General features: G+C 70.1%; 16 protein-coding genes and 1 pseudogene. 7 read left to right on the top strand and 10 right to left on the bottom strand.

Features of this window, described 5'->3' with window-relative positions; genetic code table 11:
• The first annotated feature begins 124 nt into the window (after nt 1-124).
• Nucleotides 125-664, top strand: a complete 540-nt coding sequence (locus ACF088_RS13535; protein ID WP_392375845.1) for a DUF2165 domain-containing protein — start codon at nt 125-127, stop codon at nt 662-664.
• 98 nt (nt 665-762) lie between these two features.
• Here ACF088_RS13535 and ACF088_RS13530 read toward each other — a convergent pair whose 3' ends face one another.
• Nucleotides 763-3,939, bottom strand: coding sequence for a bifunctional cytochrome P450/NADPH--P450 reductase (locus ACF088_RS13530; protein WP_392375844.1), 3,177 nt, complete (start codon nt 3,937-3,939; stop codon nt 763-765).
• Between the two features lie 105 nt (nt 3,940-4,044).
• Here ACF088_RS13530 and ACF088_RS13525 point away from each other — a divergent pair, with 105 nt between their 5' ends.
• The 4 genes from ACF088_RS13525 to ACF088_RS13510 all read left to right on the top strand — a co-directional run bounded on the left by ACF088_RS13525 (nt 4,045) and on the right by ACF088_RS13510 (nt 7,298).
• Complete coding sequence (locus tag ACF088_RS13525) at nt 4,045-4,782, top strand: PAS domain-containing protein (RefSeq protein ID WP_392375843.1); 738 nt, start codon at nt 4,045-4,047, stop codon at nt 4,780-4,782.
• Nucleotides 4,783-4,905: 123 nt separating this feature from the next.
• Complete coding sequence (locus ACF088_RS13520) at nt 4,906-5,367, top strand: universal stress protein (protein ID WP_392375842.1); 462 nt, start codon at nt 4,906-4,908, stop codon at nt 5,365-5,367.
• Nucleotides 5,368-5,505: 138 nt separating this feature from the next.
• Nucleotides 5,506-5,721: a dodecin gene (locus ACF088_RS13515; protein WP_392375841.1), complete on the top strand. Its 216-nt coding sequence runs from the start codon at nt 5,506-5,508 to the stop codon at nt 5,719-5,721.
• Nucleotides 5,722-5,846: 125 nt separating this feature from the next.
• The gene (locus tag ACF088_RS13510) at nt 5,847-7,298 is read left to right on the top strand and encodes an amino acid permease (protein ID WP_392375840.1); all 1,452 of its coding nucleotides are present in this window, start codon (nt 5,847-5,849) and stop codon (nt 7,296-7,298) included.
• Nucleotides 7,299-7,378: 80 nt separating this feature from the next.
• Here ACF088_RS13510 and ACF088_RS13505 read toward each other — a convergent pair whose 3' ends face one another.
• From ACF088_RS13505 to ACF088_RS13495, 3 genes and pseudogenes are all read right to left on the bottom strand, one after another.
• Entirely contained in the window at nt 7,379-7,855 is a 477-nt protein-coding gene (locus ACF088_RS13505) for a hypothetical protein (protein WP_392375839.1), read from the bottom strand.
• Between the two features lie 488 nt (nt 7,856-8,343).
• On the bottom strand, nt 8,344-8,736 hold the full coding sequence (locus tag ACF088_RS13500; protein ID WP_392375838.1) for a VOC family protein: 393 nt from the start codon (nt 8,734-8,736) through the stop codon (nt 8,344-8,346).
• A 272-nt stretch (nt 8,737-9,008) separates the two neighbouring features.
• Nucleotides 9,009-9,701 (bottom strand): annotated as a pseudogene (locus ACF088_RS13495) (alpha/beta fold hydrolase); the annotation flags it as partial.
• Nucleotides 9,702-10,117: 416 nt separating this feature from the next.
• On the opposite strand from ACF088_RS13495, the gene ACF088_RS13490 reads away from it, so the two are divergent.
• Together ACF088_RS13490 and ACF088_RS13485 are read left to right on the top strand one after the other, a co-directional pair.
• Nucleotides 10,118-10,909 carry a DUF4239 domain-containing protein gene (locus tag ACF088_RS13490; protein ID WP_392375837.1) on the top strand — a complete coding sequence of 264 codons (792 nt, stop codon included), beginning with the start codon at nt 10,118-10,120 and terminating at the stop codon, nt 10,907-10,909.
• A gap of 641 nt (nt 10,910-11,550) precedes the next feature.
• Complete coding sequence (locus ACF088_RS13485; RefSeq protein ID WP_392375836.1) at nt 11,551-12,246, top strand: hypothetical protein; 696 nt, start codon at nt 11,551-11,553, stop codon at nt 12,244-12,246.
• A 394-nt stretch (nt 12,247-12,640) separates the two neighbouring features.
• Here ACF088_RS13485 and ACF088_RS13480 read toward each other — a convergent pair whose 3' ends face one another.
• From ACF088_RS13480 to ACF088_RS13455, 6 genes are all read right to left on the bottom strand, one after another.
• The gene (locus tag ACF088_RS13480; protein ID WP_392375835.1) at nt 12,641-14,536 is read right to left on the bottom strand and encodes an acyltransferase family protein; all 1,896 of its coding nucleotides are present in this window, start codon (nt 14,534-14,536) and stop codon (nt 12,641-12,643) included.
• A gap of 8 nt (nt 14,537-14,544) precedes the next feature.
• Complete coding sequence (locus ACF088_RS13475) at nt 14,545-15,519, bottom strand: LCP family protein (RefSeq protein ID WP_392375834.1); 975 nt, start codon at nt 15,517-15,519, stop codon at nt 14,545-14,547.
• 181 nt (nt 15,520-15,700) lie between these two features.
• A complete protein-coding gene (locus ACF088_RS13470; RefSeq protein WP_392375833.1) occupies nt 15,701-16,921 on the bottom strand; it encodes an ATP-binding protein in 1,221 nt (406 codons plus the stop codon).
• 2 nt (nt 16,922-16,923) lie between these two features.
• Nucleotides 16,924-17,565, bottom strand: coding sequence for a two-component system response regulator CseB (gene cseB, locus ACF088_RS13465; RefSeq protein WP_392376017.1), 642 nt, complete (start codon nt 17,563-17,565; stop codon nt 16,924-16,926).
• A 50-nt stretch (nt 17,566-17,615) separates the two neighbouring features.
• Nucleotides 17,616-18,263 carry a hypothetical protein gene (locus ACF088_RS13460; protein WP_392375832.1) on the bottom strand — a complete coding sequence of 216 codons (648 nt, stop codon included), beginning with the start codon at nt 18,261-18,263 and terminating at the stop codon, nt 17,616-17,618.
• 494 nt (nt 18,264-18,757) lie between these two features.
• Nucleotides 18,758-19,396 carry a LysE family transporter gene (locus tag ACF088_RS13455; protein WP_392375831.1) on the bottom strand — a complete coding sequence of 213 codons (639 nt, stop codon included), beginning with the start codon at nt 19,394-19,396 and terminating at the stop codon, nt 18,758-18,760.
• Between the last annotated feature and the right edge of the window lie 59 nt (nt 19,397-19,455).

Genomic DNA, 19,455 nt, shown 5'->3' with positions numbered 1-19,455 from the left:
CGTCTCGACCGGCGCGTCACCCGGCCGACCGGGGAGCAGCGTACGGGAGTTCGACAGATGAGGGACCATAAGGGCCGCGACAGACAAGGAAACAGCAGATGACAGGAACCGCCGTGGAGGGCGCATGACCGACAGACACCCCACCGAACTCGCACCACGTACCGGAGTGCCGCTCGCCGCGGCCGTGCTCACCGGAACGGTCGCGCTCTACATCTCACTCGTCGCCTTCGGCAACATCACCGACTTCGACACCAACCGGGACTTCGTCCGCCATGTGCTGGCCATGGACACCACGTTCAAGGACCCGGACCTGCTGTGGCGGGCCCTCACCTCGCAGGGGCTGCAGGACGCCGCGTATCTGGCGATCATCGCCTGGGAGACGGTGACCGCGGTGGTGCTGCTCGCGGCCACCGCGCTGTGGTTCGTCGGCGCCCGGCGCGGCAGCATCGCCCGTGCCCGGCGGATGAGCACGTTCGGGCTGCTGATGATGGTGCTGCTGTTCGGGGTGGGCTTCCTCGCGATAGGCGGCGAGTGGTTCGCGATGTGGCAGTCCAAGCAGTGGAACGGGCTGGAGGCCGCGACCCGCAACCTCACGGTCGCCGGGATCGCGCTGGTGGTGGTCCAGCTGCCGGGTGCGGCCGGGAAGCAGGGAAGCGGGGAGTAGCGGGCACGGGGCCCACCACTCCCCGCCACGCCCTCTCACCCCCACCTCGGCCCCGGCGGGCCGGGAGATCCAGCCCGCCGGGACAAGGGCGCCGGGCCTCAGCCCGCGGCGTACACATCCTCGATGTAGCGGCCGGAGGCGGTCAGTTCGCGCAGCCAGGCCTCGGATTCCTGGGGCGAGGCGCCGGTGCTCGCTCCGTGCAGCTCACGGAAGGCGGCCCGTACGCCCGGTGCCATCCGGCTGCCGTCACCGCAGACGTACACCCGCGCACCGGCCTGCAGCAGCTCCCACACCTCGGCCGCCTCGGCGGCGATCCGGTGCTGGACGAAGCGGTGGCCCCGCTCGGGGCGTTCGCTGAAGACCGGGCGCATCGAGAGGACACCGGCGGCCTCGGCGGCGGCGAACTCCGCGGCGTGCAGGAAGTCCCCGTCCGGGTCGTCGCAGCCGAAGTAGAGCCGGGCGGGGGCCTTCTGGCCCGCGGCGAGGCGGTCGGCGACGGCGCCGCGGAACGGTGCGAGACCGGTGCCCGCCGCGACCAGGATGACGGGGGTGTCATCGGCCGCATCGAGGCGGAAGGCCTCACGGCAGGGCTGGACGCGGGCCAGGACGGTGTCGCCGGGCCGCAGGGAGTGCAGATGCGTCGAGCCGGTGCCGCCGGGCAGCAGCGAGACCATCAGATCGGCGTGCCGGGGGTCGGCCGCGGGTGAGGACGACAGGGAGTAGTGCCGGATGCGCAGGGGCGGCAGCAGCTCCAGGACCGTCGGCCAGGGCAGCGCGCCACGCAGCGCCGGGTGGGCCTCGATCAGGTCGATCAGGGTGCGCGGATCGTCCTCGGCGAGGTTTTCCAGGGCGTGGCGCTCGGGCGGGCAGGGGTTGAGCGCGGCGAGCTGCGCCACCTGCCCGGCGCTCGGCCGGACCCCCAGTTCGAGGTGGTGGGTGAGCAGTTCGCGCACCGTCAAGGGACGGTCGACGGGCAGGGTGTCGCGGCTCGGGCGGCGGCCGGAGTGCAGTGCGAGGACGGTGTCCGGGTCGGCGCCGAGGGCCCGGGCGGCCCGCTCGACGGCGGCCGGGGCGTTGGCCGGCAGCACGGCGAGGTGGTCGGCGGTGCGGTAGCCGACGCCGTCCGGCAGGGCGATCCGCAGGAAGCGCTTGGGCCGCGGCCAGCCCTGGGCGGTGAGGTCGTGGGCCTCGGTGACGGTCATCGGGACGAGGCCGTGGCGGGCGGCGAGCGCGTCCAGCGGGCCGCCGGTGATCTCGGTGACGGTGTAGCCGGTGTCCTCGGCGTCCGGTGCGCTCGCGCCGATGCTCGCCGGGTCGCCGTAGCGGGTCAGCAACCGGGTGCGCAGCGCCGCGGTGAACTCCTTGACGGTGCCGCCCAGGTCGCCAGAGGCGTCGGCCTCGGCCCGCGGCAGCAGCCGGTCGGCGCCGAGTGCGTCGAGGCGGTCGTCGATGAGGGTCGGTATGTGCTGGTAGGTGGCGGCCCAGTTGCGGTCGCCGACGCCGAGGACGGCGAACGGGAGACCTGAGGCGGCACCGTCCTGCGCGGTGTTCAGCCAGCTCACGAAGGCCGCGGCGTCGTCGGTGGGCCGGCCGTTGTAGGAGGCGGCGACGATGACGACCGGCCGGTCGGCGGGCAGCGCACCGGCGTACGCGTCCAGCGGCGCCACATCGGCGGCGAAGCCCAGACCGGTGGCCTCGTCGGCGAGCCGCTCGGCGAACTCCCGGCAGGTGCCGTAGTTGCTGCCGTGCAACAGCAGGAGGCCGGTGCCCTGGGGGACGCGGGTGGGCAGCCCGTCGTCGGTCGCGGTGTCGTCCGCGGTACCGGCGCCGCCGCCGGGGAGCACCGCCAGCGCGGCGCGGACCGCGGCCCGGTCGGCGGGCGTACGGGCGGCGAGCGTGAGGGTGAACCCCTCGGGCTTGAGGGTCAGCGTCTCCTTGATGCGCAGCCGGTAGTCGCCGTGGTCGATCAGGCGGTAGCGGTGCGCGAGGAGGGCGAGCAGCATGGTCGCCTCGTGGAGCGCGAACTGCCGCCCGATGCAGGCGCGTTCACCGGTCCCGAACGGCTTGTACGCGTGCGGCGAGCGGGCCGCCTCGGCCTGCGGGCTGAAGCGGGACGGGTCGAACAGCTCGGGGTTGTCGCCCCAGACGGGGTCGCGGTGCAGCATCGGCGTGAGCACCGTGACGAGCTCACCGGCCTTGACCGGGTGGCGGCCGCCGAGCAGCGTGTCCTCGCGGGCCTGCCGGGTGAAGGCGGCGGCGGTGGGCCACAGCCGCAGCGCCTCGTTGAGGACCTGGCGGGTGAACGGCAGCCGGCCGATGTCCTCGAACGAGGGGTCGGGGTCGCTCTCGTCGCCCCACAGCTCATCGGCCTCGCGCTGCACCATGCGCAGCGCGACCGGGTCCTTGAGCAGGTGGTAGAGGGCGAAGGAGAGCGCACCCGAGGTGGTCTCGTGGCCGGCGATCAGGAACGTGATGACCTGGTTGCGGATGTTGGCGAGGTCGAGGGCCGGCCCGTCGTCCCCCTGGCCCCCGGCGCCGAGCATCAGGCCGAGCAGGTCGTCGTCACCGGTCTGTCCGCTCTTCGTCCGGGCGGCGATGACCTCGTCGACGACCGACGCGAGGTAGTCGGCGTCGCGCTGGAAGGCCGCGTCCGCCGCGGAGTGGTCCGCATCGGGGTCGCGGGAGAACTTCGTCATGCTCCATTCGAGGCAGCGCACCATCGCCTCGACGAACGGATGCGCGCTGTCGCCGCGGGAGAACGACTCGAAGTCGAAGCCGAAACCGGCGAGCCCGATGGTGTCCAGCGTCATCCGGGTCATGTCCTCGGCGACCTGGACGGGCGTGCCGTCGGCCACCCGCCGGTCCCAGGCCGCCATGACCCGGCGGGCGACCTTGAGCATCGCCGGGTGGTAGGTGCGCATCGAGCCGAGCGCGAAGGCCGGCATCAGGACCTCATGTGCCTTGGCCCAGTTCGGCTCCTCGTTGTACGCGGTGAACAGACCGTCACCGGCGAACTCTCTGACGTTCTCCAGGACGACCGACACTCCCTTGGCGAAGCGGGACTCGTCGGCGACCTCCGTGACCAGGTCCAGCGAGGAGAGGAACAGCGTCTCGCGGTCGCCGAACTTGCGCTTGAAGACCGGGCCGTGGAGCCGGGCGAGGTCCATGGACTGCTGGATGGGCGTGTGGGTGAGCCCGGCCGTCGTGAGGTCGGCCACCGGAATGCCGTCATCGGCGGCGCGTTCGTCGCTGTGGAGCGCGATGGTGTCGGTCATGTCTCCAGCGTGCAGGCCCCCACGCGCAGGTCACGCCCGGACAACTGCATGATTGTGCAGTGGTTTCTCGCTGCTCGCTCTTGCGCACGGACCGGAGAAGGGGCAATGGACAACGGGACTGCCGACGGAACGCCGGACGCGGACACGGACAGGTACAGGGATAGGGACACGGACACGGACGGAGGGGACAAGCCGTCCTGTGAGAGCGGATATATCGACCCGGCCGGGCCGTACGCGGGCGGCCCGTGGCGCAACTACTTCCTGATTCTGCTGGACCGCATCCCCACGCCGATCGCGGTGTGCCGGGCCCACGGCGAGGTGCTGATCGCCAATCCGGCGATGGCCGAGCAGTGGGGCACGGCCCCGGGACAGCTGCGTGGCCGCAACCTGCTGGACCTGTTCGAGCCCCGGGCGATGGCCCAGATCGACCGGCTCACCGAGGCTCTGCGCCTGGGACGCCGTTCACGCTATCCGGTCGAGGTGCGCTGGCGCGCCGGGACGGACGGGACCGAGCGGGAAGGGGAACTGACCATCGACCCGGTAGGTGACCCCTCGGTGAACCCACCCGCCCTGCTGGCGCTGCTGCGGGTGCGCGAGAGCGCCCCGCAGCCGGCACCGCGCGGCGCGGCGAGCCCGGTGGAGGCCCGGATCCTGGCGATGGCCGCGGGCGGCACGACCACGGCGTCGATCGGTACGGCGCTGGGGCTGACGGTCGACGGGGTGAACTACCACCTCACCCGGCTGGCCCGTCGCTGGCGGGTACAGGGCCGTACCGCGCTGGTCGCCAGGGCGTATGTGCTGGGCGTGCTCGCCGCGGACAGCTGGCCCCCGGCCCCTGCCTGACCGGGCCGGAACACCTCCGCGAGCCCGGCGAGGCGGGCCCCGGCGACCTGGGTCCGGCGGCGGGGGACCAGCGGCATGGGCCCGGCACTCCGCCAGCACGCATGTGCGGATAACCTCCCTGGTGTGGAGGAGAACGCAGCCGTGCCGTTCGAGCGCGGAACGGACGGCCCGAAGGTCATCGTCGTCGGCATCGACGGCTCCGACTCGTCGTGGCATGCGGCCTCGTATGCGGCGGGACTGGCCAGGCGCCAGTCCTCGAAGCTCGTGCTCGTCTACGTCCAGCCGGTGCTGCCGGCCGGGGCCGCGATGGGCGCCCCGGTCGCGGATGCGACCGACGAGGTCGCCGAGGAGCTGATGGCCGAGATCCGCGAGGCGACCGAGCGGCTCCAGGGGATATACAGCCTGCGCTGGGAGTTCCACACCCTGCGCGGCGACCCGTACAACGGCATGGTGCAGATGGCCGACGAGCTCAAGGCCGACGCCGTGGTGGTCGGCGCCTCGGAGCAGGCCGGGCACCGCATCATGGGCTCGGTCGCGGTGCGCCTGGTCAAGGCCGGGCGCTGGCCGGTCACCGTCGTTCCCTGAGCCGTCGTCCCCTGAGCCCATCGTTCCCTGAGCCGCACGCCCCAGGGCCCGCCCCGGCACTCCACTGGTGGGGCGGGCCGCCCTGAGGCACGGTGGACAGTGGACGGGCGGAGCGCCGCCCCGGCGAGGGAGACCACCGTGACCGACCGCACGTATCGCGTGACCGAGATCGTCGGTACGTCCCAGCAGAGCGTGGACGCCGCGATCGAGAATGGCATCAAGCGCGCCTCGGAGACCCTGCGCAACCTCGACTGGTTCGAGATCAGCCAGGTCCGCGGGCATATCGTCGACGGCGAAATCGACCATTACCAGGTCGGCCTGAAGGTCGGATTCCGGCTTGAGGACGCCGATTGACGCCTCTCCCGTGTACGTCTCCCGGCGAGTCCCGGCAGTACTAGGGAGTCGCCTTCCCTACTGGCTCCCGAGGGTCCATGATGATCCGCCGTCGGACCACGACGGAGCGTACGGAGGGATGACGCATGGGGCTGCGCGCGGGACAGGGCGTATTGCGCCGTAAACCGATCGAACACATTGAAGAGGCGGAAGGCACCGCGAGCGAGCAGCTCACCCGGGCGCTCGGCCTGTGGCAGCTGACGGCCATCGGCGTCGGCGGCATCATCGGCGCGGGAATCTTCACGCTGGCCGGCACCGTCGCGAACGGGAAGGCGGGACCCGCGGTCCTGATCTCCTTCCTCATCGCGGGCATCGCGAGCGCCGCGGCCGCGTTCTCCTACGCGGAATTCGCCGGGCTGATCCCGAAGGCGGGCTCGGCTTACACCTACGGCTATGCGGTCCTCGGTGAGGTGGCCGGCTGGTTCATCGGCTGGGACCTGCTGTTGGAGTACACCGCGATCGTGGCGGTGGTGGCGATCGGCATCTCCGGCTACTTCGGCTTTCTGCTCGGCGAAATGGGCCTCGATCTGCCCGCCTGGATGCTGGGCGCGCCAGGAACGGGGCCGGGACACCGGGTGGACCTCTTCGCCGCGGTGCTCTGTCTCCTGATCGCCTATCTGCTGACCCTGGGCATCAAGAACGCGGCACGCTTCGAGACGATCGTGGTGGCCCTGAAGGTCCTGGTGGTCATCGTGGTCATCGTGGTCGGCTTCTTCCACATCAAGACCTCGAACTACACGCCGTTCTTCCCGTTCGGCGTGAGCGGCGCCTTCACGGGCGCGGCCACCGTCTTCTTCGCCGTCTTCGGCTATGACGCGATGAGCACGGCGGCCGAGGAGTCCAAGGACGCCCAGCGCCATATGCCCAAGGCGATCCTGTATTCGCTGGCCATCTCGATGGTGCTGTACGTCCTGGCCTGCCTGGTCCTGACGGGTATGCAGAACTACAAGGACATCGACCCGGAGAGCGGCTTCTCCTCGGCGTTCAAGTCGGTGGGCCTGAGCAGCCTGGCGGATGTCATCGCGGTCGGCGCGATCATCGGCATCCTGACCGTCATGTTCACCTTCATGCTCGGGGTGACCCGGGTGTGGTTCTCGATGAGCCGGGACGGACTGCTGCCGAAGTGGTTCGCCAAGACCAGCCCCAAGCACCATGTGCCGACCAGGGTGACCTGGATCGTCGGCTTCGCCTCCGCCGCCATCGCGGGCTTCCTCCCGATCGGCGAGGCCGCCGAGCTGACCAACATCGGCATCCTGCTCGCGTTCGCGGTGGTCTGCAGCGCGGTGATCGTGCTCCGCTACAAGCGTCCCGAGCTGCCGCGGACCTTCCGTACGCCGGGGATGCCGGTGGTCCCGGCGATCGGGGTGTGCTTCTCGATCTGGCTGATCACGTTCCTGGAGTGGCAGACCTGGGTGCGGTTCGTGGTCTGGTTCCTGATCGGCATGGTCATCTACTTCGCCTACTCCTACCGCCGCTCGAACCTGGCACGGGCGGAGCGGGCGAGCGCCGGCGGCGAGGGCGGCGGAAAGCGGCCGTGAGTCGCGGACACCGACCGCGACTCACGGGAACTGCGGGGGCCGGCGGACGATATCCCGCCGGCCCCCGCCTGCCCTCGGCATCAGAAGACGAACGGTCCCGGGGACTGCGGAGAAGTGGCGTTGCAGGTGGCCGTGACGCCGAAGACCACGACCTTCAGGGACGTGGCCGCCAGGCTGTCGCCCGCGGCGACCGTACCGGTGAGGGGGCCGGTGGAGACCTCGCTGCCGGCCGGGATCGCCGGGTTGGAGCTGCCGCTGAACTCCGTGGTCCCGGAGCCGTTCTTGGTGAGGGTCAGGGTGGAGCTGACCGAGTTGGCGCCGACATCTATCGGTGAGGTGATCGCCGACGTGGAAAGGCTGATGGTCGCGGCCGTCCCGTCCTGGGTCGCGGTGAGTGTCGCCGTCCCGGAGCCGAAGTTTCCGCAGTCGAACGAAATGGTGGCGGTGTCGGGGGTGACTGCCGTGGCGGCCGGCGCCATCGCGAGCGTGCCCGCGGCGGCGACGGCAACGACGAGTGCCGTACCGAATCCGAACGTGCCTGATCCGAGGTGTCTCATGGGGGTACCGCCTTCTTGAGGGGGGTGCAGGCCCATGGCGCCGGCCGTCCGGGGGGGGACGCGCGGGAACGGCCGGCGGCCACGCGGGGGCCCGCGGTCGGACCCCCGTGCCGACCACCGTCCAGATCTGACGGATGGTCAGCGACCTGAATCGCTGACCATTGAGGCACGCACCCCTGAAGAGAGCAAGGCAGCCACCTCATGATTTTTGACGTGTCTACACCAAAACGAGCCATGGCCTGCACCCGGCCGGCCCGGCATCGCAACACCGGGCCCGGAACGAGCGGTACAGCGAGTCGACACCCGCTGTCGAGGCCGTTTCGGGGCCGCCGGCGGGCCGCACCCGGCGCGGGGTGCGGCCCTCGGCTGTCATCACCGCCCGGGGAAACGGCTCCGAGTCGGCGGAGGACCTGCCTGAACTCATCGGTCTCGATCAGACCGGTGAGCACCCGGGTCGAGATCCTGATGAAGAGGTGGGCCGCAAGCGATCAGTCGGACGGCCGGCCGCCGTACGGCACGGTGATCAGCTCCATGGCGTGGCCGGCCGGGTCCATGAAGTACACGCCGCAGCCGCCGTCATTGTGGTTGATCACGCCGGGATGCTGCCGCTGCGGGTCGGCGTAGTGCTCGATGCCGCGCTGCGTGATCCGCGCGTATGCCGCATCGAACTCCTCCTGGGAGACCAGGAAGGCGTAGTGCTGCGGTGTGATGCTTTCCGCGGGGACCGTGGCGAAGTCCAGCGTGACGCCGTTGCTCAGGCCGACGGCGATGAAGGGGCCCCACTCGGCGGTGATCTCAAGGTCCAGCAGGTCCACGAAGAACTCGGCGGACTCCCGGTGGTTCCGGGCGTGGATGATCGTGTGGTTCAACTCAACGGACAAGGAATGCCTCCAGGGGCATCTCCCGGACACCTCCATGCCTCACCCGGCCGGTGACCGACACGCGATGTCGCCGCGCATCCTAGCCGTTGGCCGAGTTCCGCACCATGCGGCCTTGCACCAGCACTCGGCACGAGAGCAGCCGCCGTCACGAAACTGCTCTCGCCACCCGATAGGGCAAGCGCACGGACACATACCGCTGCGCGGGCACCATCATGGCCACCGCACTCCTCATCCCGCTTGGATCACAATCCGTCGGACCACTCCAACGGTGCGGCCAGGCGGACGAAGGTCTTCGGTATGCGGCTCCAGGTCGCGGCCTGCGCCCGGTCGGCGGAACTGCCGACATCCAGGTTCTCGTCGGGCTGGACGGTGTTCAGGAAGGTCAGGAACTCGTCGTCGGTGCCATCGGCGAGGAAGGCTGCCTTGAGCGCCGCAAGGACGTCCGGATCCGCTGTGCGGAAGTGGGTACGGAGCAGGCCGAGTTCAGCCGGGTCCCCGACCATCGCCGGGGCCAGGGAAGCGGCATCGACCGTGGCCATCTCCGGCTCGCCGTAGTAGTCGCCGGCGTCGAGCTCGACCGGGCACCAAGCCGAGACGTGGACGATGCGGTCGATCAGGTCCGGCCGTGCATTGGCCGCAGCCGTGGCCGTCATGCCGCCGCGACCGTGGGAGACAAGGATCGCGGGGCCGTTCCGCTTGGCCCGTTCCAGGATGCCGATCAAGTGCGCGGCGTTGTCGGCGAGCGTCACCCCCTTGATCGAGCCGGGCGCGGTGGCGAGCCCTTCGAGATCCTGCGGGGCCTGATAGGCACGCGGGTAGGACGCCTCGAATCCGTGGCCGGGCAGGTCGACGGCGACCGAACGGTGTCCGAGGAGGCCGAGTTCGGCCTGGAGCGGCGCGAAGGAGAAGGAGTTCGCGAAGGCTCCGTGAACCAGTACGAAGGTCGGTTGCAGCTGTCTGCTCACTACTACTCACTTTTCTGGCCGCCGCGGCGCCGGCGGCACGCGTGGCGCCGGTCCAGGCGCCACGAGCCACCTTGTGGCCGAGGAACGGACCGTCGACCTGCGGCCCACCGTCCCGCCGCGGGGACGTCTTCGTGCGTGGCAAGCGCCACGCTCTCCAGCGCGGAATCTTGAGGGCAGCGTGCGAATGGTTGCGCGGGAACGCCGGGGCATGCAGCAGCAGGCGCTGGGCCAGAGACCTCCTCCGACCCGAACACCTCCCCTGCGTTTGCCCGCGCCGAGCCGGCGTGCCGGATGGCTGCCGATCGTGCTGCCGCCTCTCACCGAAGAGGCGGCGAGGGCGTGTCCGCGGCCCGGTGCGGTCGTTGGCCACCGCGCCGGTGGTGGGCGGGTATGGCGTACGTCAGGAGCGTGGAGCAGTGGCCCGTTGGATCGTGATCAACCTCCCGTCCTGGTTGCTGCTGGCAGGGCTCATCGTCGTCATCGGCGGCGGGACAGCAGCCGTCCAGGCGTTTGTCCGGCACCGCTTCCCTCGCCTCAAGCAGGGCGGGCACAACGATGTCGCACAGTTCGTGTACCCCGTTGTCGCCGTGGTCTACGGGTTCCTCATCGGCTTCCTCGTCCTCGCGCTCTGGGGACAGGTGAACGTGGCAGACCAGACGACGCGGACCGAGGGCGCCGTGGCGGTGCACTTGGCCAGGGGCCGCAATTCGTTCGGCAAGGCCGAGAGCGCACGGATCCGGCAGAGCCTCATGGAGTACGGACGCGCGGCGGCGGCCGAGTGGCCTCGCGCCGCAATCGGCCACACCACGCCCGAGGCCGAGAACGCGCTGAATCACCTGCAGAGCACGTACGAGAACATCAAGCCCCACAGCGATACCCAACGGGCCTTGCTCACCAGCTCGCTCGCTTCCCTGCGGGAATTGACTCTTGCACGAACGGAACGGCTGGTTGAGGCACGCGCCAACGTCGGCCCACCCCTGTCCTTGTGGATGGTGGTCTTCCTGACGAGTGCACTGGTCCTCGGATTCTCCGTCATCTTCGACGCCGGACAGGCCAAGATGCACTACGGGATGGTCGGGGCGGTGAGCGTCCTCGTCGCCGCCAACCTGTTCCTCGTCACAGAACTCTCCTATCCCTTCCTCGGCGAGTTCTCCACGTCACCGGAGCCATTGCGCGTGCTGATCGAGATCCTGTCGCCGCCTCGGTAGACCGGGCCGGATGAGGCTGACGGCCAAGCGGCTACCGAGGACGAATCGCCTCTCGTGGCCCCTCGAACCTCGTTGTGGATGCTCTTGACCGGTGTGCTCTTGCCGGTACCGGACTCGGCAGAGCGGCTGACGACGGCACGGCATGGCCGCAGTTCGCTGATTGCCCGTCAGGCACGATCGCGATCACGTGCTCGCGGGATCGGAAGCCGTAGGCGCCCCCGCCGGCCCGTCTCCCCCACCGGAATCATCGCCCCGCCGACTCCCCCGGTTCCACCGAATGTCAGGGTCTTGAACCACTCGTGCGCGGCATCCCGCCCATCCGGTCCCGCCGCGGCCCCCCGCCGCCGGTGATCGCCGCCGCGCGGTGCGCGCCAGGGGTGTCTTGCGGATCAGGCCGGCGACGCCGCATGAGCGTGATGTGAGCCGATCGTGAGCGACGCGGCCGAACCTTGTCATGTGCCGGTCCCGGCGGCAATCCGTTTCTGCTGCATGGCCGGCGGCACTCCGTTCCCGGAGGGATCGGAGCTGGTGTACGCCGCGCTCGCAACGGGCTCCGCCTTCCCCGGACGGCCTCGCCCGGAGTCGCGAACGGAATCGCAGGACGCAATCCGCACTTCAGGTGGAAGGCAAGGGAAGCAAGAATGAGCAGCAGAATACGCAGCCGGCGGGCGAAGGTGGCCGCGGTGGGATCAGTGACCGTCATGGCGGCGCTGTGCCTGACCATCACGCCGGCGCAGGCAGACAATCCTGGCCGTGGCGGCAGCATCATGCCGGATTCCGATGCCGATCTCGGCCGGGTCGACGGGCGCCCCTTCGACGATCCCGCGAGGCTCAACGAGTTCCTCGCTGGTTGCGGTCAGTGGTGCACCGTCACGCCCACCGCATGGCTCGGGGACCCGAGGGAGGGTACCCCTGCGATGCAGGGGAAGCCTCAGGAAAACTGCACCACCGAGGTCAGTGACTTCAACTTCGCGAGGGCCGAGACCACCGGCGAAACGGCCATCATCGGCTTGTCGCTTGGCGCGAACCCCGTTTCGGTGCTGCCGAAGATCGAGAAGAACTGGTTCACGTCGAACACGGAGACCACCAGCAACACGGGCCATCTAAAGCCCGGCGAAATCGGTTGGATTGACGAGATTCCCGTCACCCGGAAGGCGAAGGGGAATTGGAAGCTGGAAGGCAGCTCAGATTTCAATATCAACCAGTGGAACCAATTTGGGCCACGTGAATTCACTGACGTCGAGACGGACATCACCTACAAGGTCATCAGGGTTTCTTCCCGGCCCATGACTCCGGACGAGAAGAAGACCAAGTGCGGCAACAGCAGCCCGTCCTAGATCAGTTGACGCGCGGAGTTTGGTGACCGCCGAAACGTCGTGAGCGACCCGAAACGGGGCGAGGGCCTTCTGGCCCGGTGCGGATTGCGAGATCTGCAACCGGTGACCAGGAGGCCCTCTCTGCCTCTCCGCCTCTCCGCAATCCAAGGGTTGTCCCGATGAGGGCCTGAACTGGGCGGTTCCGGTGGACTCCACGATCGTGCGCGTTCACCAGCTCGCGGCCGGGGCCCGCAAAACCGGGGCCCCGGCCGACGTACCGGACGACCACGCCATCGGACGGTCCCGCGGCGGACGAGCCACAAAGACCCCTCTCACGGCCGACGGCCACTGCCGGCCGATGGCCTTCGTCCCGGCTGTCGGACAGGCCTGCGATGCACCCGCGCTCACAGACAGTTCAGCGGCGCCCGGCCGGGAGGGTGGCCAGGGCTGAGGAGATCGTTTCGGCGTAGATCTTGGCGCCGGCCGGGCCGGGGTGGACGCCGTCGTCGGCGAGCAGGTCGTCCTGACCGGTGATGGCCTTGTTCCAGTCGGCGACGGCGACGTCGTGGTGGCGCGCCGCGACGCTCTTGATGGCCTGGTTCACCGAGTCCTGCCATGGAGCGGGTGCATGGCAGGTGACCAGGGCGATCCGTTTGCCGGGGCCGATGGCGTCGATGGCGGCCTGGAGGTCGGCCTCCCCGCCGGTGCCGTTGCTGCCGAGGTCGATGATCACCGTGTCGCCCAATGCGCCTCGCTGCTTGAGGGCGAAGACCTCCTTGGCGGCGACGGACAGCTGACGGCTGACCTTGGCGTCGATTTGGATGCCGGGGAACTTCGATTGCAGGGCGGGCGCGGCGGCGACCATGACCGAGTCGCCGATCGCGGAGACTTTCCCGGCAGGCACCTCGGGCCGGGTCGGAGGAGCGGAATGTTTCGGCGTCCGCTCGGGAGGCGCCGAGGGCCGGGTGGGTGGAGCGGAGTTCAGCGACCGCTGCCCGGCCTCGATCTGGGCGGAGGGACTGCCGGCTCCCTCGGGCGTCGTCGCCAGCCCGCAGCTCGCGACCAGGACGACCGCCGTGGCGCAGCCGACGGCGGCCCTGGCCCATAGCGGGGTTCCCGTCGTGCGGGTCGCCTCCGAGCTGAGGGCGAGGCGCAGGTTGCGGGCGGTCGCACGAAAGCCGGAACGCCGGATGGGCTGTTCCAGCCAGCGGTACGAGAGCGCGGCCAGGCCGACGGAGGCGACGGCGGCGGTGATCGCGTTCAGTGGCGCGTCGGCGGGAGTCATGCGGTCGGGAGTGGCTATCGAGATGAGCGGGAGGTGCCACAGGTAGATGCCGTAGCTGCGCTTGCCGATCCACCGCAGCGGAGGCGTGCCGAGCAGGGTTGCCAGCGGTCCGAGGGGTCGTGCGGAGGCGAGCACCACGGCGCCGGTCGCGAGGGCGGCGAGGGCGAAGCCGCCGGGGTACAGGCTGTCGTCTTTCTCGGAGAGGGTGTACGCGAGCACGCCGAGTACGGCCAGCCCCGCGGCTCCGGCGATGTCCGCAGGGCGCACGGTCCGCATCGGCCGGGTCCGGTCCGGCAGGAGACCGGTGGAGGGGCGCAGCAGGGCGAGGGCGGCGCCGGTCAGCATGGGGAAGATATGGGTGTCGGTGCCGAAGTAGACGCGGGAGGGATCCACACCGGGCTCGTACAGCAGGGCCATCGCGGTCATCGAGGCGACGGCGGAGGCGAGCACCAGGGCCGCCCGTATGCTCCGCCGGGGCACGAAGCACAGCAGGGCGAGCAGCACCGGCGGCCAGAGCAGGTAGAACTGCTCCTCGACACTGAGCGTCCACAGATGCTGGAAGAGCGGCGGCGGTCCGAAGCTCGCGAAGTACGAGGCGTCGGTGGCTATTTGCCACCAGTTGTTGGTGAACGTGGCGCCGGAGAGCAGGCTGTCGGCGGCCGAGGCCAGCCGGTTCGGGCGGAAGACGGTGGCAGCGGCCGTCGCCGTCAGCAGGACGGCAGCCAGCGCAGGCAGCAGGCGGCGAGCCCGGCGCAGCCAGAAGCCACGCAGGTCGATGCGGCCGCGACGCCGCCGCTCGGCGAGCAGCAGATCGGTGATCAGATAGCCGCTGAGGCCGAAGAAGACGTCGACACCGAGGAAGCCGCCGGGCAGCCAGTCGGGGTTGACGTGGTAGATCACGACGGCGGTCACGGCCAGGGCGCGCAGTCCGTCGAGGCCTGGTGCGTAGGGGCGCAGTACGGGCGGGGCGTCCGACGGTTGGAGTGAGGGGAGCCGGAGGGTCAGTGTCTGCGGGGAGTCGGTCATGGGTCCGCTCACTTCTCCTTCGCGGGCGGGGCGGTGTCGTCGCGTACGGCCTGCCACAGGGCGTCCGCTGCGGGGTGCTTGGCAGAGACCCGGTTGGGGTCCTGCGGGTAGGGGCCGACGGGCAGCGTCCGGAAGTCGATGTCCGAGGGCTTCAGTCCGGACAGGCTGCGCGCAAGACCAAGCAGGTCCCGTGCCGAGTCGAGCCCCTTGTCGGTGGTGATCGCGCTGGTCGCGGCATCGGCGGCCTTGTAGAGCTTCACCGGGTCGGTGAGGAGGGCGGAACTTCTCAGCTCCCCGACGAGCGCGGCCATGAACTTTTGCTGCAGTTCGATCCGGCCGAGGTCGCTGCCGTCGCCGTAGCCGTGCCGAGTGCGGACCAGCCCCAGTGCCTGCTCGCCGTTCAGATGGTGGGTGCCGGCCTCCAGATCCAGGTGGCTGGACTTGTCGTGGATGGCTTTGCCGGTGGTGATCTTCACGCCGCCGATCGCGGTCACCAGCTTTTTGAAGCCGGTGAAGTCGACGTCGATGACGTGGTCGATACGTACCTTGCTGAGCTGCTCGACCGTTTTCACCGCACAGGGCAGTCCGCCCGCCTCATAGGCGGTGTTGAACATCGTCGGACGTGCGGCCTGCGAGGTGCCACCGCCCGGTAGCGGGCAGGCGGGCCGGTCCACCATGGTGTCGCGCGGGATGCTGACGACCACGGCCTTCGTACGACCTTCGGCAAGGTGCACGAGCATCGCGGTGTCGGAGCGGGCGCCGCCCCCGTCCCGGCCGTATTCCTGGTTCTTCCCGGTCCGTGAATCGGAGCCGAGGAGCAGGATGTTGAGGGCCCCGGCGACCGTATGGGCCGGGCGGTCGGCGCCGAGCGTGGCGTCCACGTCGGTCGAGGCGTGATTGCCGTCGAGCTTGGCAAAGAGCAGGCAGCCGGCGACGCCGACCGCGGTGAGACCGGCGGTCGTCGTCCATGCTGCGATGCGCATGCCGCGGCGGGGAACCCTGGGCCGCTGTCTGGCCCGTATGCAGGAAAGGTCCATGGGGAGAGCACTCTTATGAGTCGGATGCACGCGTGATTCGCGAGGACTCCGCCATGGTGGACGCGGAAGATCTTTGACCCGCTGCGATGGGATCTCTCCCTCCGCTCGGCTCGGTATCCGCCGTGTATCAGTCGTGTATCGGCAGCCGAAGCGCCGCCGCCGCGCCGCCGTCCGGCACATTGCTGAAGGTCAGGACGGCGTCGATGACGTGGGCCTGCCCCAGTGCGATGGTCAGGCCGAGACCGTGACCGCGGCCGCGCTCCCGGGCACCGGTGCGGAATCGCTGCGGCCCGTCCGTCAACAGGGCTTCGGGAAAACCAGGACCGTGGTCGCGCACGGTGACCACGGCTCCGTCGACCGTCACCGTGACCGGTGGCCGCCCGTGACGATGCGCGTTGACCACCAGATTGGCCACGATACGGTCCAGCCGCCGCGGGTCCGTCTCGACCCTGGCATCACCCACGACCAGCACCTCGGCAGCCAGCCCGGCGCGCCGTACACACTCCTCGACCAACTCCCCGAGCGGGCAGGACACAAGATCAGCCCGCTCGGCACCGGCATCCAGCCGGGAGATCTCCAGCAGGTCCTCCACCAGCGTGCGCAGCACCTGCACCCGGTCCCGCACATAGCCGGCTGCCTGCCCCGGTGGCAGCAGTTCGGCGGAGGTGACCAGGCCCGTCAGCGGGGTGCGCAGTTCGTGCGCGACATCGGCGGTGAACCGTTGCTCGCTGCACAGCCGTTGCTGCAATGACGCTGCCATGGAGTCGACGGCGGCGGAGATCTCGGCGATCTCGTCCTCTGAGCGCCGAGCCGCGTGGATACGGGCGTCCAGGTCACCGCTCGCGATCCGCCGGGCCGTGGCGGCGGCATACCGCAGTCGACGCCCCAGTCGGTTCGCGCTGAGCGCCCCCACCGGCACGACGACGGCGACGACCAGCAACCCGGCCAGGGCCATACTGGTGTCGAGTGCCGCGAGGTTGCGCATGTCCCCGCTCATGCCGATGTGCACGGACAGCACCCGGCCACCGACCTGCCGCGCAGCCCACATGCCCGGCCCGTTCGGCCCGTCACCGGAGTCGGTACCCTGGCGGCCGCGGCGCGCCAACTCCCGCAGCCCATGGGGCACTTGACGCGAATCGAGGTGCGCGCCGGCCATCGGCTTCCCGGTCTGGGAGTAGACGCTCACCGCCACGTTCAGCCGCTGTTGTGCGGCTTCGCGGGCCTGGTCGAAATACCGGGCATATGTGGCCTGATGGACCAGCGCTCCGATCGACACAGCCACCGCACAGGCCGAGGCCGCCACCAGCGCCGCGATCTTCCAGCGCAGGGATTGCCAACGCAGGTGCATGGTCAGCGCCGCAGCTTGTAGCCGAAGCCGCGGACCGTCTCGATCCGCTCGGCGCCGATCTTCGTACGCAGCCGCTGCACATGCATGTCGACCACGCGCCTGTCGCCCTCCCACGCGTAGTCCCATACCGTGCGCAACAACATCCGCCGCTCCAGCACGATCCCGGGGTTCGCGGCGAATTCGAGCAGCAGCCGCAGTTCAGTGGGGGTCAATGCGACGGGTTGCCCTGCGCGCCGCACTTCCATGGACCGGGGATCGATTTCCACGTCGCCGAAGGCGAGAACGCCGTCAGGCTGCGCGGGCTGCGGCTGCTCGGCGGCCGCTGCCTGCGGTCGAAAGCTCGCCCGACGCAGCAAGGAGCGGATCCGTGCGACGAGCACCGCACTGTCGACGGGCTTGGTGACATAGTCGTCGGCCCCCGCCTCCAGTCCCGACACCACGGTCAAGGAGTCGCCGCGGGCGGACATCATCAAGATCGGGACCAGACTCAGCTCGCGGATGCGGCGGCACAGCCCGATGCCGTCCAGCTCCGGCAGCATCACATCAAGCAGCAGCAGGTCAGGCTGCTTCTCACGGAACAGATCCAAGCCGGTGAAGCCGTCCCCGGCGACGGAAACGGTGTAGCCGTAGCGTTCGAGGGCCATCCGGACCGTGTTGCGGATCACCTCGTCGTCCTCGACGAGGAGCAGATGGGTCACGGGGTCCTCACAGGGGGTGGGGAATCAAGCCGAACGGGCGCCAGCTGCTCGCCGTTCCAGCGGTATCGAGTGGTCTTGTGGGAGTCTCCGCTCTCCTCGACGACAAGATCGCGGCCGACGGTTCCGACCCGGACCTTTTCTCCGCTGTAATCCAGCACGCTCCGGACGGAATCCCCCGAGGCCACATAGCCCGTCAGCGTGGTGTACCCGTTGAACTCGAAGTTCAGGAGGAGGACCGTGCGGCCACCGCCGATCAGGTCGGGGTAGGCGGGCGGGTGCAGCCGGCAGTCCGGCTTACGGCAGTGCTGTGCCCAGTAGCGGAGCGCATGGGGGAGGTCGGGGTCCGCCGCGAGCAATTGCGCAGGCGAGACGTGCTTCAGCCCGCCCGGGGGAACGGTGAAGTGCGGCACGGGTGGACTGGTGGCATCCAGATAATCATTCGGCTTGCCGGACCGGGGCAGGGGCGTATAGCTGGGCCACAGCGGCGAAGGAATCGCCCGTACGGACACGGAGGGGGCCGGACCGGCGTCCCGCAAACCCGCCGAGGAGGTACAGCCCGCCAGCAGAGTGCCCGTGGCGGCCGCGCCGAGCAGCGTACGTGTGTACCTGCCTGGTCGGCGCGGGGCACCTGCGAAGGGCCTCATGTTCCACCCTTGGGGAATAGACAACAGCGCCGCCGAGTCTAGTAAGCCGTCTCCCCTTTGTCGGCTGGGGGTGTCAAGCACTGTGAATGCCCACAATCCCGACTCCATCCCTCCCCCGCCGCCGATATCGGGCGGTTTGTCTTCGCGGACCGCGCCCGAACACCGCGTGGTGGATGCCGCAGTCGTGTGCCGGCGCCCTCTCGCCCCCGGCGTCACTCCGAACCCGACCCGACCCGACCCCGACCCGACCCCGATCTGCCCCCGCCCCTGCCGTCACCACCGGCCGGCAAGTAGCCGCCCCTCAAGCCCCCCGATCCCTACCAACTGCCTCCGCACGCCGACCACCTCATCGACGGACTCGGTGGGGCCGCCCCGGACCGTGTGGCGGGTCGGGGCCGAAGGTAGCGGGCCGTGAACTGGCCTTCACCATGGGCACGGAGCCGACCGGCAGGGGCACCGGCGACCATGCCGCACCGCCGCCGACGGGCACGTGCTCATCCGCGCAGCAGCAGCCCGGTCGCCAACGCTGAGATCACCACGGCGGAGAGCAGGGAGGTGGCGACCCGTCCCCGTGGGCCGGTGAGCGCCCTGCCCAGTACGGTCCCGCCGGCGGCCAGGCACAGTTGCCAGCTCGCGGAGGCCAGGGTCACCGCCGCCACGAAGGCGGCGGGGCCGGCAACGCCGGTGCCGGGGGTGCCCGCACCCCCGGCGAGCACCAGCGCCGAGAAGTACAGGACCGCCCAGGGGTTGATCAACGTCAGCCCCAGGAAGGCGAGATAGGCCCGGGCGGGGCGTTGCAGGACGTCCCGTTCCGGGCCGTTGGGCGTATCGCGGTTCCGCAGTGCCCGTACGGCGGTCCGTACCGCCATACCGAGCAGGAGGACGGCGGCGAGCGAGCGCAGCGGGCCCGCGACCGGTGCGACGGCACGGGAGAGGGCGGCGCCGCCGGCCACCGCGGCCAGCGCGTAGAGGCCGTCGGCGGTCGCCACGCCGAGCGCCGCCGAGGCGCCGACCCGAAAGGAGGTCCGGGCGGTCACGCTCACCAGCAGCACGGCCAGCGCACCGACGGGAACGGCGAGGGCGTAGCCCGCCCACAGTCCCGGCAGAAAGGCGTCAGTCAGGATCTCGGTCATGCCGTCCAGCGTCGGGCGCGGCAACCGTACGGGTCCATCGAAAGTTTTCGCAGGCAATC

This window comes from Streptomyces sp. NPDC015125 (assembly GCF_043080045.1).
Taxonomy (GTDB): Bacteria; Actinomycetota; Actinomycetes; order Streptomycetales; family Streptomycetaceae; genus Streptomyces.
The sequence above is the reverse complement of the archived record's forward strand: the minus strand, read 5'-3'. Positions and strand labels throughout refer to the sequence as shown.

Bases quoted from the DNA above. Each gene is read 5' to 3' on its own strand.
- ACF088_RS13535 (WP_392375845.1), top strand. From the start codon at position 125: ATGACCGACAGACACCCCACCGAACTCGCACCACGTACCGGAGTGCCG.
- ACF088_RS13530 (WP_392375844.1), bottom strand. From the start codon at position 3,939: ATGACCGACACCATCGCGCTCCACAGCGACGAACGCGCCGCCGATGAC.
- ACF088_RS13525 (WP_392375843.1), top strand. From the start codon at position 4,045: ATGGACAACGGGACTGCCGACGGAACGCCGGACGCGGACACGGACAGG.
- ACF088_RS13510 (WP_392375840.1), top strand. From the start codon at position 5,847: ATGGGGCTGCGCGCGGGACAGGGCGTATTGCGCCGTAAACCGATCGAA.
- ACF088_RS13505 (WP_392375839.1), bottom strand. From the start codon at position 7,855: ATGAGACACCTCGGATCAGGCACGTTCGGATTCGGTACGGCACTCGTC.
- ACF088_RS13485 (WP_392375836.1), top strand. From the start codon at position 11,551: ATGAGCAGCAGAATACGCAGCCGGCGGGCGAAGGTGGCCGCGGTGGGA.
- ACF088_RS13480 (WP_392375835.1), bottom strand. From the start codon at position 14,536: ATGACCGACTCCCCGCAGACACTGACCCTCCGGCTCCCCTCACTCCAA.
- ACF088_RS13475 (WP_392375834.1), bottom strand. From the start codon at position 15,519: ATGCGCATCGCAGCATGGACGACGACCGCCGGTCTCACCGCGGTCGGC.
- ACF088_RS13470 (WP_392375833.1), bottom strand. From the start codon at position 16,921: ATGCACCTGCGTTGGCAATCCCTGCGCTGGAAGATCGCGGCGCTGGTG.
- cseB (WP_392376017.1), bottom strand. From the start codon at position 17,565: ATGGCCCTCGAACGCTACGGCTACACCGTTTCCGTCGCCGGGGACGGC.
- ACF088_RS13460 (WP_392375832.1), bottom strand. From the start codon at position 18,263: ATGAGGCCCTTCGCAGGTGCCCCGCGCCGACCAGGCAGGTACACACGT.
- ACF088_RS13455 (WP_392375831.1), bottom strand. From the start codon at position 19,396: ATGACCGAGATCCTGACTGACGCCTTTCTGCCGGGACTGTGGGCGGGC.